The following is a 13,309-nucleotide window of genomic DNA, read 5'->3' as shown; positions in this document are numbered from 1 at the left end:
GCGAGGATGCTTGCATGTCAGTAGAGACCGCCGGGATGGATGACGCCACATTGCATGTTGCATTGCTGCAACAACCCGCGCACGTGCTGTTCCCGGCGCCGGCGGAGCTGAGCCCGGGCTTCGCCGAGGCGGGTTGGCGTGCGGCCATGCAGGCCAGCAACGAGCATCTGATTCCACGTGCGTTGACCCTGGGTTTCTGCGCACCCCCACATGAGCTGGAACGCGCAGAGAACGTGCTGGATGCCTTGTTGGTATGCCTGCGCCTGCATGCCAACATGCTGGCCAGCGACCGCGAAGTGGCGGCCATGGTGTTGCAGCCGGGTATTGTCGAGCACCTGCCACCCTCCCTGCTGGGCCGCCTGTTGGACGCGGTGCCGGAGCAGCTGTGCACCATCGCCCGACCGCAGGTCGAGGTGCGGCTGGATGCGGCCAGCGATGTCGCACCGGCTGCATTGCGCGAGGTCGGCTGTACCCGGATGACGGTGATCGACCATGCCGGCATCGATGGCCCGGCGATGCTGGCGCAAGCCCAGCAGGCCGCGTTCACCGCGTGTTACTACCAGCTGCGCGTGCCCTGCTACGCCGATGTGTCGTTCCTGCAGCGGCTGCAGCGTGTGCTGGAGCTGGCACCCGAACGCATCATCCTGCCATCGCCTGCCTTGCTGCCCGAATACCCGTTGCCGGCGGACTGGCTGCAGGCGTGGCGGCTGCTGCGGGCGGCCGGCTACCGCCCGTTGGGTGGCGACCACTACCAGCGGCCGGACCTGCCAATGCCGCTGCGCAACGGTGACGGCCAGCGCCATTGCGACCTGCTCGGGGTACCGCGGCGCGAGCGCCATGACCTGCTCGGCATCGGTGTGGGCGCCTGCAGCCAGATCGGCGATGTCATCTGCCGCATCGAGCCGGAGCCTAGCCATTGGCGCGCCTGCCTGGTGGTTGGCCAGCCTGGCATATCCTCCGGACTTATTCTTTCCGAGCATGAACGTATGACCGATGAGGTGGTGCAGAGCCTGGCCTGCGATCACGCGCTGGACATGCGCGCCTTCGAATGGCGCAACGCGCAGCCATTCGACGCCTGTTTCGAGCACGCATGGGCGCGTGTCGGCATGTTCATCGACCGCGGCTGGGTGCGCCGTGACGGCGATATGCTGCTGATCCAGAACGAAGGTGAGCTGCTGTGGCGTATGATCGCAGCGTGCTTCCGCCCCTTGGCCGCTGTTGCTTGAAAACGGAATGACGTCACCCACCCCCCCACCGCGCGGTCCTCTGGGAACCGCGACGCCCAATCCAGCCGCTGCCGGCGACGGTGACGCGCTGCATTTCTGCACGACCTGTGCGTTCTCCGATGCCTGCAGCTCGCAGGGCTATGACAAGACCGCGCTGAACGAGCTGCACGTGATGGTCGACCACGTCGGGCCGTACCACGCCGGTGATTACATCTTCCGCGCGGGTGAGCCCTTCGATGCAATCGCCGCGGTGCGTGCGGGCATGGTCAAGACCTTTGTCGACGACAGCCTGGGCAATGAACAGGTGCTGGGTTTTTCGCTGCCGGGCGAAGTGATCGGTCTGAATGCCATCCACGGTTCGCGCTATCCCTGCAATGCGGTGGCGCTGGATACCGTGCATCTGTGCCGCATCTCGTTTCCGCGCATCAGCATGCTGGCCAGTCGCATGCCTGGCTTGCAGGCCAAGCTGTTCAGCCTGCTCAGCGCCGAGATCGGCAAGGCGGCGCTGCTGGCCGCCAATTACCGTACCGAGGAGCGCATGGCCGCGTTCCTGCTGGATATCTCCAACCGCTACGCGCGGCGTGGATTTTCCGCACACCGCTTCAACCTGACCATGACCCGCACCGAGATCGCCAACTACCTGCGCATGGCCCCGGAAACCGCCAGCCGGGTGCTGCGGCGCTTGAGCGACGAAGAAGTCATCGCGGTGAAGCAGCGCGAGATCATCCTGCTGCAACCGGAGCGCCTGGCGCTGATGGCGGCCACCGATGACGCAAGCGAGTGACGCCCAACCGAGGATGCATGCATGAACAAGCTGTGGGCGTTGTTGTTGCTGGCCGCCACACTGCCGGCAGGCGCGGCTGACCTGACGGTCTCGGCGGCTTCCAGCCTGACCGAGAGTTTCCGCGAGATATCCAGCGCGTACGAGAAGGCCAATCCGGGCACGAAGGTCGACCTGAATTTTGCCGCCTCTGGCACCTTGCTGCAGCAGATCGCACGCGGCGCGCCGGTCGATGTGCTGGCCTCGGCCGACCAGGCCACGATGGCGCAGGCCAACACCGAAGGCCTGATTGATCCAACGACCGAGCACGTGTTCGCGCAGAACAGCCTGTGGGTGGTAGTGCCGCCGCAGGCCAGCAACAAGCCGACCACGTTGGCGGCACTGGCCAGGGCCGATGTGAAGCGCGTTGCCATCGGCAACCCCGACAGCGTGCCGGTCGGCCGCTACGCACGCGGCGCGCTGCAGCAGGCCGGTGTGTGGCCGGCAGTGCAGGCCAAGATGATCAGCACCCAGAACGTGCGTCAGTCACTGGACTATGTGGCGCGTGGTGAAGTGGATGCCGGCTTCGTCTACGCCACCGACGCGCAGGCGATGAGCGAGCGCGTGCAGCGCGCCTTCCAGGTGCCGGTTGCAGGCGGCATCAGCTATCCGCTGGCAATGGTGAAGACCAGCCGCAACGCCGCCGAAGCCAAGCGCTTCATCGCCTTCGTGCGCTCGGCGCAGGGCCAGGCCATCCTGCACAGGCACGGCTTCGGCAGCCCTTGATGGTGGATCTGGACTGGAGCGCGCTGTGGTTGTCGCTGAAGGTGGCCGGCTGGGCGACCGCGATCAACCTCGTGCTCGGTGTTGGATTTGGTGCCTTGCTGGCGCGGCGGCGCTTTCCCGGCCGTGAGTTGCTGGACACGGTATTCACCCTGCCGATGGTGTTGCCGCCGACGGTGCTGGGCTATTACCTGCTGGTGCTGATCGGTAGCAAGGGCCCGCTTGGTGCATGGCTGGAAAACAGCTTCGGCATCAATTTGGTGTTTACCTGGCAGGCGGCGGTGATTGCTGCCGCAGTCGCGTCGTTTCCGTTGGTGTTCAAGCCGGCGCGTGCGGCCTTCGAGGATGTGGATGGGCAGCTGGAGCAGGCCGCGCGTACCTTGGGCGTGTCCGAGCTGGCGCTGTTCTTCCGGGTGACCTTGCCGCTGGCATGGCGCGGCATTCTTGCCGGCCTGCTGCTGGCGTTCGCCCGTGCGATGGGTGAGTTCGGCGCCACCATCATGGTCGCCGGCAGCATTCCCGGCCGCACCCAGACCTTGTCCATCGCCATCTACGAGGCGGTGCAGGCCGGCAATGACGGTCGCGCCAACGCCTTGGTGCTGCTGTCCTCGCTGGTCTGCATCAGCGTGCTGCTGCTTGCCGCGCGATTGGTCGGGCGGCGGCAGGAAGGGGCGCGCAATGTGGCTTGAGCTCGATGTTCAGCGCCAACTGAGTGCGGCTGGACAGCAGTTCCAGCTGCAGGCGGCCTTGCGTTGCACACAGCCCAACGTTGTGTTGTTCGGCCCGTCTGGTGCGGGCAAAAGCTTGACCTTGAAGGCAGTGGCCGGATTGCTGCGGCCGGACGCCGGCGTGATCCGCATGCACGGGCAAGCGCTGTTCGATGCGGCTGCCGGCATCAATCTGTCACCACAACGGCGCCGCATCGGCTATGTGTTCCAGGACTACGCCTTGTTCCCGCACCTTACGGTGCGGCAGAACGTCGGCTTCGGCCTGCAGCAGGGTCTGTTGAATCCGTCGCGCGCCCGCCGCGTTGATGCAGTGGAACAATGGCTGCAGGCGTTCCGCATCGATCACCTCGGTGACCTGCTGCCGTCGCAGATCTCCGGCGGCCAACGTCAGCGCACCGCCTTGGCGCGGGCGCTGGTGACCAAGCCGCAGGCACTGCTGCTGGATGAGCCGTTCGCCGCACTCGACCACGCCCTGCGTGCGCATCTGCGCCAGGAGCTTGAAACGGTGCTGGACCAGACCGGCATCCCGCTGCTGCTGATCAGCCATGATCCGGAGGACGTGGACATGTTCGGCCAGCAGGTGGTGCATCTGGCTGATGGCCGCGTGCAGGTCTGAGCGCGGTGCCGCGCGATCTGTGCGGCTTGTTGGATGCAGTTGCTTAGTCCGCTTTGCCATCCGCACGCGGGCGCCAGTAGATCCATCCCAACCGCAGCAACCACGGCGCAAGCGCCAGCAGCCAGCCTGCGGCGGCGACGGCATGCCAATGCCAGGGATCATCCAGTAGCGCCGCCAGGATGCGCAGCACTGCAACCAGTTGCAGGCCGAGCAGGGCGACCCATGCGACCACCGGCATCACCAGTGCACGCCCGGAATGGCCTTGGGTAACGCGGGTGACCATCGCCACCAGCAGGCTGCCGAACAAGCCGATCGCCAAGGCGTGCAGCGGTGCGCGTTCCAGCCAGCCGGTATGGCCGGCAAGCGCGGCTATGTCCTGCAGCAGATACAGCAGCATCGCCAGTGGCCACCACGCCAGTCCGTAAAAAAGCACGCTCAACAGCGGCGGCTTGGGTCCGCGCGGCCACCAACGCCACAGCGAGTACAGCGACAACAGCAGCAGGCCCGCATCGGCCAGCAGCGTCGCCAGTGGCTGCTGCAGCTGTTCCCCGGCCAGATGCAGCAGGCACAGTCCCCACAGGATCGCCAACCATTGTGGTGGCCGCCATGCCTGGTAGCCCGGCACCACGTTGCCGGCGAAGAACGGAAACATGCGGTGGGCGACGCTTGCGTAGATCGGCAGCAACAGCCCGAAGGTGCCAAGCGACACGCTCAGTGCCTGCCAGCGGATATCAGCGCCTGTGGCAGCGGCGGCGAAACCGAGCAGGCCGATCCAGCCCATCAGCAAGCCGGACCAGCATGACCACGCATGCCAGGTGCGGCCTTTCTCCTGCAACAGCAGGCGGCCGAGTACGACCAGCCCGAATGCCCATCCCAGCGCCGCCAGCAACAGGGCCAACCACATCCCGGGTTGCCAACCGCTGCTGGCGGTCAGCAGCGCGATCTGCGCGCCGAACAGTCCGCTACCAACGCCTGCGTATTGCCACCGCGGCAGTGCAGGCAATCCCATCCAGCGCGGGAACACGGTCAACAGGAAGCCGAAGATGAAACTGGGCAGCACCAGGTACTGCATCCACAGCCCATGCAGCCAGGCAGGCGGCACGGCGGGTACGGGCAGGGGGCTGCCCAGCTGCAAGCCGGCCAGCCAGAGCGCCCACCAAGCCATCGCCAGGCCGAGATTGCAGACACCAATGAAGAACAGCAGCCGGTGTGGCGCATTGAACAGCTGCACGCGGGTCCTGGAAGTGTCCACGCAGCGAGTATCCGCCCATCCGTCGCCGCCGGTACTGACCAATATCAAGGCCAGCAACATCAGCAGAAAGCCGCGGCAAGCATCGCCAGATCAATGGCTGGCCGTAGCCCGGGTAAGCGCAGCGCACCCGGGGCGGTTGGTGCGGATACGGATGCCTGGACCGTTCTTCCCGGGTGCGCTGCGCTTACCCGGGCTACGTTGCTGCGGGCGAGTGTGGTGCACCCTGGACGATAGTGGCTAGATCGTGATGGCAGGCAATCCGCCTGCCGCGGTGCGATGATGTAGCACGGGCGTAGCTGGCGTACCCTGCGGCCTGTGGGGGCTGATTGGCAGCGGGTCGACGCAACACGCCAGCGGCAAGTCATCTCTTCTTGCGGGGAAGCAGAAAGATGTTCCGGAGCAGCCTCGAAACAGCACTACTGGCACGCGGGTTCACCTTGATGGCATGGCTGCTGCTTGTGCTGTGTTCCTCGCTGCTGCTTGCACCTGCGCCGCTGCTGGCTGCAACCGAAGAAGGCACCGCCCAGGCGCAGGCCCCGGCGACGGTGCGCTATTACAACCGCGACATCCTGACTTTCCGCAGCGCGTTCATGGGCCGCTCGCCCTTGCAGCGGGCGCAGGTTGCCGAATTCAACATCAAACGCATCGTCGAGGAGCCGGGTACGCCCGGCGTCACCTTCAACGACACAGCCGCCGGTGCGATCCTGCTGCTCGGCGGGGAAGTCGTCACCCTCATCACGCCTGCCGATGTGGATACCGCGCAAGGCCAGAGTCTGGCCCAGGTACGCGAGGAGGTGCGCAGCCGGCTGGGCGAGGCGGTCGCCGCCGCCGAGCGCGAGCGTGCGCCGGGACGGGTGCTTCGCGGTGTGCTGCACAGCCTTGTCGCCACGGCACTGGCCGCCGCACTGGCCTGGGTGATGGCCTGGCTGGCACGTCAGCTGCGGGCGGCGATGCTGGCCTGGGTGGGTAAAAAGGCGGGGACGCTGCGTAGCGTGCCGGTACGGCAGATGCTGCATGGGGCCAATGCGCTGGCCGACTGGTTGTCGCGCGCGTTGCTGCTGGTGGCGCTGCTGGTGCTGGCCGAGGAATGGCTGCGCTATGTATTCCATCAGTTCGACTACACCCAGCCGTGGGCAACGACGATGACGTTATGGCTCGCTGCCCAGGCCAAAGCCTGGTTGTGGGCGGGTGTGGCGGCGATCCCGGGGCTGGTGACGGCGCTGATCATTTTCCTGCTGGCACGCTTGGCCAGCCAGATCATCGGCATCCTGTTCCGCGGCGTGCAGCATGGGCGTTTCCAGTTGTTCGGCATCGACCGCCAACTGGCCGAACCCAGCCGCAAGCTGATCGTCGCGGGCATCTGGCTGTTTGCGCTGGTGATGGCCTATCCCTATCTGCCCGGCTCGGGCAGTGATGCGTTCAAGGGCCTGACGGTGCTGCTCGGCGTGATGATTTCGCTGGGCGGATCGAGCATCGTCGGCCAGGCAGCGGCGGGCTTCACCCTGCTGTATTCAAGGACGATGTCGGTCGGCGACCTGGTCAAGGTGGCGGATGTGGAAGGGCAGGTGATACAGATCGGTTTGTTCACCACCCGCATCCGCACCCTTACCGGGGTGGAGGTCAGCCTGCCCAACATGCATGTGCTCAGCGGCAAGCTGCTGAACTATTCGCGCGACCCGCAGGCGGCCGGCATGTGGCTGGAAACCGGCGTGACCATCGGCTATGACACGCCGTGGCGGCAGGTGCATCGGCTGCTGCTGGACGCGGCTGGCAGGACCGGGCATGTGCAGCACGCACCGCCTGCCTACGTGTTGCAGACCGCGCTCAACGACTTCTACGTAGCCTATGTGCTGCGCGTACACATCGTTGAACTGCCGCTGCGCGCGGACATACTCAGCGCGCTGCACGCCAACATCCAGGATGCCTTCAATGCGGCCGGGGTACAGATCATGTCGCCCAACTACATCGCCGACCCCGAGCTGCCCAAGATCGTGACGCCGGACAATTGGGATCCCAAGCCGCCGGTGTCGTGAGCTGCGTGCGGGAACGGTAGGCACTGAACGCGGGCGTGTGCACGGCTGCAATGTCGCCCAGCTACGCTGGCCCTGATCCGCGGGGAAGGGCCGGAACGCAGGCAGCACAAGGGTTTGCCGCGCTGCCGCAAGGTCTTTCAGGTGCCGCTCGCTAAACTGCTTTCATTTGCAACGGAGGTGGTATGGCTGGTTTTCGTCCGGTGTCGCTGATTGGCGTGCCTACCGATGTGGGCGCGGGTGCGCGCGGTGCGCGTCTTGGGCCGGAGGCGCTGCGCATTGCCGGCCTGCCCGAGGCCCTGGCCGAACGCGGCGTGGAGGTGCGTGATGTCGGCAACCTGGATGGCCCGCGCAATCCGTGGACCGGTCCGGTGCAAGGTTATCGCCATCTGGACGAGGTGGTGGCCTGGAACCACGCCTTGATGGAAGCGACCTATGCCGAACTGCAGGATGGCCGCCTGCCGATCATGCTCGGTGGCGACCACTGCCTGGGGGTGGGCTCGATCACCGCGGTCGCGCGCTGGTGCCGTGAGCAGGGCAAGCAGCTGCGCGTGCTGTGGCTGGACGCCCATTCGGACTTCAACACTTCCGATGTCACCCCGTCCGGCAACATCCATGGCATGCCGGTGGCCTGCCTGTGTGGCCTGGGCCCGGAAGGGCTGACCCATCTCGGTGGCAGCGCCCCGGCGATCGCGCCGTGGCAGGTGCACCAGATCGGCATCCGCTCGGTCGATCCGGAAGAAAAGCGCCTGATCAAGCAGCACCGGGTGGATGTCTACGACATGCGCCATATCGACGAAGCCGGCATGAAGCGTACGGTGGAAGCGGCGCTGCATGGCATCGACGCCAATACCCACCTGCACGTCAGTTTCGACGTGGATTTCCTCGATCCCAGTATCGCGCCGGGCGTGGGCACCACGGTGCCGGGCGGGGTCAATTACCGCGAGGCGCAGCTGGTGATGGAGATGATTGCCGATACCGGCTTGATGGGCTCGCTGGACATCGTCGAACTGAACCCGCTGCTGGATCACCAGAACCGCACCGCCGAGCTGGCCGTGGACCTGGTGGAGAGCCTGTTCGGCAAATCCACCCTGATGCGGGATTAACAATCGGGCGACATCACTGAACGTGTTCTGCGCGGCTTCACGCGGAGCACACGGCCCAGCCGCCAGATTCGTCTTCACACACGAAGTGCCTGCCGCCGGTTACCGGCCACGGCATCGGCCTTGAAAGGGAGGAGGAGACGAATGACGAAGCGACTGTTGATGTTGGCCCTGGTGGGCGCGTTCTCGGTTGGCATGCTCAGCGGCTGCAATACCGTGGCGGGCGCTGGCAAGGACATGCAGAAGGCCGGTGAGAAGGTCGAAGACAAGGCGCAGGATTGCAAAGACGGCAAGTGCTGATGAACACGCGGTCCGCTGTGGACCGCACCGATGGAACCACCACAGGAGAAACACATGAAGCGTTTGGTTGCCCTGATGATGTTGTCGCTGTTCTCGGTCGCAGTGCTGGCTGGTTGCAATACCGTTGCCGGCGCAGGCAAGGACGTCCAGAAGGCCGGTGAAAAGGTCGAGGATGCTGCCAAGGGTCATTGATCCGGCAGGGTCCTGCAGATGAATGAAGGAGGCCGGCAATGCCGGCCTTTTTCATGCTCGTAATCCGTTAGCTGAAGCGACGTTCACCAAGGTCAGCAACGCACAACGAAACTTGGACCTGACGCCAACGGGGGGTCGACGAAAGTGGTCCCACGCGAATCAACCGCGTATCCCCCGAAAGGAGCAGCGTAATGAATAAAGACATCATTTCCGGCAAGTGGACCCAGCTCAAGGGCAAGGTGCAGGCCAAGTGGGGCGACATCACCGACGACGACATGAAGGTGGCCGAAGGCAACGCCGAATACCTCGCAGGTCGCCTGCAGGAACGCTACGGCTGGGCCAAGGACCGCGCCGAAACCGAAGTGCGCGACTTCCAGAAGGCGCTGCACAAGGAATACCCGGATTACCACTGATGTGGGGTGATTGAGAGAAGCTACTTGCCTCAACAAGAAACCGATGCCTCTGGCATCGGTTTCTTTTTTTGCCTTTGTGGGAGCGGCGTAAGCCGCGAAGCAAGGGCATCATCAGATGACATGGTTGTTGAGAGCTTGAGCAGCGTCAGCTTCGCGGCTTACGCCGCTCCCACAAATCAATGGCTGTCTGGTTTCTCGCTCAGCGGCCACGCGCCGGCGGATCCGGCACGAAACCACTGGGGAACGCCTGTGGCGAGTTGTCCACGTGACGATAACCGCGCGGCAGGATGCCCATCGCCACCAGCCGCTGCCGCGAGTCATAACGCACCTCGCTGACCTGTATCGGATTGCGGCTGGCACGCTCGAAGCTGGTCAATGACGAACTTGACCACTCACGCTCACCGTGGCCGGTACCCAGGCGCTGCCGCGATTCGCTCTTGGCCATCGCGCTGGGCGCAGCGGCTTCGGCGGCGCGTCCGCTGGCATTGGCACTTGCCTCGGCGCGGTCCTCGTACTGCGGCATCGGTCGCGGCATGGGCCTTGGCGCTGGCAGTGGGCGCACGTCATACACCGGCCGGCGCGCCTCGTTGAACACGGCGATGCCGATCACCCCGACATTGGCCGGGCGGCCGGTGCGGCTGGCATAGCTGTCGCTGGAGGCGGTGAACACGAACTGCGCGACCTCGGCATTGGACTTGCGCCAGCCGGTGATCTCGCTGCTCTGCCAGGGCTCCAGCACATAGCCGGACTGGCTGGGTGAGGCGGTCTGGCCGGTGATGGCATTCACCCCATCCACCGACAGCACCACCAGCACGCGCTCGCCGCTGCGGTTCTGCATGCGCACGCTGTAGCGGTGACCCGGGCTGCCGGCCACCCATTGCTGGCCGCGGTGCGGGTACAGGTCCAGCTCCCGTCCGTCGTCACGGTCGATCACCGACAGCAGCACCGGGCCATCATCTGCTGGCCGTACCGGGCTGAACCCGCATAGCGCGACAACCGACAACACACTGGCTAGAAAACGGTACATGGCAGGCTCCTTGGCGGGGTACATGACCTCAAACGGCCGGGTGCGGGCAATGGGGTTGAGGGCGGGGACAGGCTGGGGCGGTTACACTGGCCCGGTTCATCCGCTCGTCAGCTTGGTTTACATGACTACCCGCGTCCTCACCGGCATCACCCCCTCCGGCACTCCCCATCTCGGCAACTACGTCGGCGCGATCCGCCCGGCCATTGCCGCCAGCCAGGCCTCGGATATCGAGAGCTTCTTCTTCCTGGCCGACCTGCACAGCCTGATCAAGGCGCAGGAGCCCGAGCGCACCCAGCGTTCGACCCTGGAGATCGCGGCCAGCTGGCTGGCCTGCGGCCTGGACCCGGACAAGGTGTGGTTCTACCGGCAGAGCGACATCCCGGAAACCACCGAGCTGATGTGGTTCCTCACCGTGGTCGCCAGCAAGGGCATCCTCAACCGCGCCCATGCCTACAAGGCGGCGGTGGACAAGAACCGCGAGGAGCAGCTGGACGACGACGCAGGCGTCAGCGCCGGCCTGTTCATGTACCCGGTGCTGATGGCCGCCGACATCCTGATCTTCAACGCCAACAAGGTGCCGGTGGGTCGTGACCAGATCCAGCACATCGAGATGGCGCGCGATTTCGCCCAGCGCTTCAACCACGTCTACGGCAAGGAATACTTTGCCCTGCCGGAAGTGATCATCGACGAACAGGTGGCCACCCTGGCCGGCCTGGACGGCCGCAAGATGAGCAAGAGTTACAGCAACACCATCCCGCTGTTCGTGCCGCGCGAGGAGCTGAAGAAGCTGGTGTTCTCCATCCTCACCGACTCGCGCCTGCCCGGCGAGCCCAAGGACACCGAGGGCTCGGCGCTGTTCCAGATGTACCAGGCCTTCGCCAGCCCGGAGCAGACCGCTGCCTTTGCCAAGGCCTTTGCCGACGGCATCAGCTGGGGCGACGCCAAGCAGCAGCTGTTCGAGCGCATCGACGCCGAGCTGTCGCCGCTGCGCGAGCGCTACAACGCCTTGATGGCCGAGCCCGAGAAGATCGAAGCCATCCTGCGCAAGCGTGGCCAGCAGCTGCGCGAGCAGTTCGCCATCCCGCTGCTGAAGGAGCTGCGCCACGCCGTCGGCCTGCGTGACCTGTCCGCCGCCGGTGACAAGCCCAAGGCGGCGGCCGCTGCCAAGGCGGCGTTGCCGCTGTTCAAGCAGTACCGTGAGAAGGACGGCCGCTTCTATTTCAAGCTGCTTGATGGCGAAGGCACGCTGCTGATCCAGAGCGAGGGCTTTGACTCGCCGCGCGATGCCGGCCAGTTGATCGCCGTGCTCAAGCAGGCCGAGCAGGGCGATGCGCTGCAGAGCGAGTTGTTCAAGGTCGAAGTGGAAGTGGAGCCGGTGCTGGCGGCGTTGCGCGAACTGCGCGAGGCTGCAGCGAAGGAGTAAACACCTGCGGAGGAGCACGTCGATGGCCTGGTTGTCGTTGTTGTTGTTTCTCCCCTGGTTCTGCGTGATGGGGGCGCTGTACTGGTGGTTCCCGCGCCAGCCGCGCACACGCACACGCACCTTGTTTGATGCAGCGATGCTGGTGCTGGCCCTGGTGGCCAGCATCGGCTTCATGCTGTGGGGTTACCACGTGGGCGCCACCGAGGTGGCCGAAGGCCTGTGGAAGCAGATCCTGGCCGTGCTGTATGCCTACGGCGGCTTTCTGGCGGTAATGGTGCTGGCATTGTTGCTGCGTCCGCGCGTACTGCAGCGCTGAGCTGACGCGGCTGCGACAAAAGTCCGGGTTGAGTGACGCAGCAGCGACTGGCAGGATCGAAGCCAGTTTCTGCCGGAGTTGCCGCATGTCCCTTGCCCATGGCATCCACACCATCGATACCGCGTTCCAGCGCGATCACTTCGATGCGGCCTACCTGATCGTGCAGGATGGACGCGGCGCGTTTGTCGATTGCGGCACCACACATTCGCTGCCGAATCTGCTGGCCTGCGTTGCCCAGGCGGGGCTGACGCCTGCGGATATCGACTGGCTGATCGTCACCCATGTGCATCTGGATCATGCCGGCGGTGCCGGTGCGCTGATGCAGCAGCTGCCCAATGCGCGCTTGGTCGTGCACCCGCGTGGCGCCCAGCACATGATCGACCCCACCCGGCTGATCGCCGGTGCAACGGCGGTGTATGGCGAAGCCGAGATGGCGCGCAGCTACGGCCAGATCGTGCCGGTACCGGCCGAGCGCGTGGTGGTTGCCGAGGACGGGCATCGGGTTTTGTTGGCGGGTCGCGAGCTGGTCTGCGTGGATACGCCGGGACATGCACGGCATCACTTCTGCGTGTGGGATGCGGCCAGTCGCAGCTGGTTCACCGGCGACACCTTTGGCCTGTCGTATCGCGAGCTGGACCACGCTGGTGGTGCTTTCATCATTCCCACCTCCTCACCGGTGCAGTTCGAGCCGGAGGCGATGCATGCCTCGATCCTGCGCTTGATGCAGGAGTCACCGGAGGGGATGTACCTGACCCATTACGGCCGGGTCGAAGGCACGGCGCGGTTGGCGCAGGAACTGCACGCGCAGATCGACGCAATGGTGGCGATCGCACAGCGCTGCAACGGCGAACCGGAGCGCCATCGACTGCTGGTGGATGCGCTGGGTGCGCTGTATGTAGCGCGCTTGAGATTGCAGGGCAGCCCGCTGGACGCATCTGAAGTGCTGCGGGTACTGGCAATGGATATCGAGCTCAACGCGCAAGGCCTGGCCTGTTGGCTGGATCGCGAAAAACGCCGGTAGTGCCGAGCCATGCTCGGCAGAGGCTTTCCCGACAATGCCGAAGATCAATGCAGGAGCGGCGTCAGCCGCGAAGCCACGACCAGAGCAGAGGCGGTGAAGCCAACCCCTCCCCAACCCTC

The 13,309-nt window shown here is 65.2% G+C and carries 15 protein-coding genes; 13 read left to right on the top strand and 2 right to left on the bottom strand.

The window, feature by feature from the left end:
- The first annotated feature begins 14 nt into the window (after positions 1-14).
- From RT131_RS05985 to RT131_RS05965, 5 genes are read left to right on the top strand one after another with little or no spacing between them, the layout of a single operon-like run.
- A complete protein-coding gene (locus RT131_RS05985; protein WP_313171136.1) occupies positions 15-1,226 on the top strand; it encodes a coproporphyrinogen III oxidase in 1,212 nt (403 codons plus the stop codon).
- Between the two features lie 7 nt (positions 1,227-1,233).
- Entirely contained in the window at positions 1,234-2,010 is a 777-nt protein-coding gene (locus tag RT131_RS05980; protein ID WP_197606663.1) for a helix-turn-helix domain-containing protein, read from the top strand.
- A 21-nt stretch (positions 2,011-2,031) separates the two neighbouring features.
- Positions 2,032-2,772, top strand: a complete 741-nt coding sequence (gene modA / locus RT131_RS05975) for a molybdate ABC transporter substrate-binding protein (protein WP_197606660.1) — start codon at positions 2,032-2,034, stop codon at positions 2,770-2,772.
- 2 nt (positions 2,773-2,774) lie between these two features.
- A complete protein-coding gene (gene modB, locus RT131_RS05970) occupies positions 2,775-3,458 on the top strand; it encodes a molybdate ABC transporter permease subunit (protein ID WP_312915057.1) in 684 nt (227 codons plus the stop codon).
- Positions 3,448-4,113 (top strand): ATP-binding cassette domain-containing protein, encoded by a 666-nt coding sequence (locus tag RT131_RS05965; RefSeq protein ID WP_313171134.1) that lies wholly within the window; start codon positions 3,448-3,450, stop codon positions 4,111-4,113. The genes modB and RT131_RS05965 overlap by 11 nt, the downstream gene beginning before the upstream one ends.
- A gap of 43 nt (positions 4,114-4,156) precedes the next feature.
- Here RT131_RS05965 and RT131_RS05960 read toward each other — a convergent pair whose 3' ends face one another.
- Entirely contained in the window at positions 4,157-5,365 is a 1,209-nt protein-coding gene (locus RT131_RS05960; RefSeq protein WP_313171133.1) for an NnrS family protein, read from the bottom strand.
- 389 nt (positions 5,366-5,754) lie between these two features.
- Between RT131_RS05960 and RT131_RS05955 the strand changes: the two genes are divergently transcribed.
- From RT131_RS05955 to RT131_RS05935, 5 genes are all read left to right on the top strand, one after another.
- On the top strand, positions 5,755-7,398 hold the full coding sequence (locus RT131_RS05955; RefSeq protein WP_313171131.1) for a mechanosensitive ion channel family protein: 1,644 nt from the start codon (positions 5,755-5,757) through the stop codon (positions 7,396-7,398).
- Between the two features lie 182 nt (positions 7,399-7,580).
- Positions 7,581-8,501: an arginase gene (gene rocF, locus RT131_RS05950; RefSeq protein WP_313171129.1), complete on the top strand. Its 921-nt coding sequence runs from the start codon at positions 7,581-7,583 to the stop codon at positions 8,499-8,501.
- 141 nt (positions 8,502-8,642) lie between these two features.
- Complete coding sequence (locus RT131_RS05945) at positions 8,643-8,798, top strand: entericidin A/B family lipoprotein (RefSeq protein WP_313171127.1); 156 nt, start codon at positions 8,643-8,645, stop codon at positions 8,796-8,798.
- A 54-nt stretch (positions 8,799-8,852) separates the two neighbouring features.
- Complete coding sequence (locus RT131_RS05940; protein ID WP_303748520.1) at positions 8,853-8,990, top strand: entericidin A/B family lipoprotein; 138 nt, start codon at positions 8,853-8,855, stop codon at positions 8,988-8,990.
- A gap of 191 nt (positions 8,991-9,181) precedes the next feature.
- Positions 9,182-9,403 (top strand): CsbD family protein, encoded by a 222-nt coding sequence (locus tag RT131_RS05935; protein ID WP_313171124.1) that lies wholly within the window; start codon positions 9,182-9,184, stop codon positions 9,401-9,403.
- 199 nt (positions 9,404-9,602) lie between these two features.
- Here the strand turns inward: RT131_RS05935 and RT131_RS05930 are convergent, their stop codons facing one another.
- A complete protein-coding gene (locus tag RT131_RS05930; RefSeq protein ID WP_313171122.1) occupies positions 9,603-10,430 on the bottom strand; it encodes a hypothetical protein in 828 nt (275 codons plus the stop codon).
- Positions 10,431-10,551: 121 nt separating this feature from the next.
- On the opposite strand from RT131_RS05930, the gene RT131_RS05925 reads away from it, so the two are divergent.
- From RT131_RS05925 to RT131_RS05915, 3 genes are all read left to right on the top strand, one after another.
- Entirely contained in the window at positions 10,552-11,853 is a 1,302-nt protein-coding gene (locus RT131_RS05925; RefSeq protein WP_313171120.1) for a tryptophan--tRNA ligase, read from the top strand.
- 22 nt (positions 11,854-11,875) lie between these two features.
- Positions 11,876-12,169 (top strand): hypothetical protein, encoded by a 294-nt coding sequence (locus RT131_RS05920; protein WP_313171118.1) that lies wholly within the window; start codon positions 11,876-11,878, stop codon positions 12,167-12,169.
- A gap of 85 nt (positions 12,170-12,254) precedes the next feature.
- A complete protein-coding gene (locus RT131_RS05915; RefSeq protein ID WP_313171116.1) occupies positions 12,255-13,190 on the top strand; it encodes an MBL fold metallo-hydrolase in 936 nt (311 codons plus the stop codon).
- Positions 13,191-13,309: the final 119 nt, after the last annotated feature.

Source organism: Stenotrophomonas sp. (assembly GCF_032066555.1).
In the GTDB taxonomy this organism is placed as follows: domain Bacteria; phylum Pseudomonadota; class Gammaproteobacteria; order Xanthomonadales; family Xanthomonadaceae; genus Stenotrophomonas.
The sequence above is the reverse complement of the archived record's forward strand: the minus strand, read 5'-3'. Positions and strand labels throughout refer to the sequence as shown.

Excerpts from the sequence above, each read along its gene's own strand:
- RT131_RS05985 (WP_313171136.1), top strand. The coding sequence starts at position 15 with ATGTCAGTAGAGACCGCCGGGATGGATGACGCCACATTGCATGTTGCA.
- RT131_RS05980 (WP_197606663.1), top strand. The coding sequence starts at position 1,234 with ATGACGTCACCCACCCCCCCACCGCGCGGTCCTCTGGGAACCGCGACG.
- modA (WP_197606660.1), top strand. The coding sequence starts at position 2,032 with ATGAACAAGCTGTGGGCGTTGTTGTTGCTGGCCGCCACACTGCCGGCA.
- RT131_RS05965 (WP_313171134.1), top strand. The coding sequence starts at position 3,448 with ATGTGGCTTGAGCTCGATGTTCAGCGCCAACTGAGTGCGGCTGGACAG.
- RT131_RS05955 (WP_313171131.1), top strand. The coding sequence starts at position 5,755 with ATGTTCCGGAGCAGCCTCGAAACAGCACTACTGGCACGCGGGTTCACC.
- rocF (WP_313171129.1), top strand. The coding sequence starts at position 7,581 with ATGGCTGGTTTTCGTCCGGTGTCGCTGATTGGCGTGCCTACCGATGTG.
- RT131_RS05945 (WP_313171127.1), top strand. The coding sequence starts at position 8,643 with ATGACGAAGCGACTGTTGATGTTGGCCCTGGTGGGCGCGTTCTCGGTT.
- RT131_RS05940 (WP_303748520.1), top strand. The coding sequence starts at position 8,853 with ATGAAGCGTTTGGTTGCCCTGATGATGTTGTCGCTGTTCTCGGTCGCA.
- RT131_RS05935 (WP_313171124.1), top strand. The coding sequence starts at position 9,182 with ATGAATAAAGACATCATTTCCGGCAAGTGGACCCAGCTCAAGGGCAAG.
- RT131_RS05930 (WP_313171122.1), bottom strand. The coding sequence starts at position 10,430 with ATGTACCGTTTTCTAGCCAGTGTGTTGTCGGTTGTCGCGCTATGCGGG.
- RT131_RS05925 (WP_313171120.1), top strand. The coding sequence starts at position 10,552 with ATGACTACCCGCGTCCTCACCGGCATCACCCCCTCCGGCACTCCCCAT.
- RT131_RS05920 (WP_313171118.1), top strand. The coding sequence starts at position 11,876 with ATGGCCTGGTTGTCGTTGTTGTTGTTTCTCCCCTGGTTCTGCGTGATG.
- RT131_RS05915 (WP_313171116.1), top strand. The coding sequence starts at position 12,255 with ATGTCCCTTGCCCATGGCATCCACACCATCGATACCGCGTTCCAGCGC.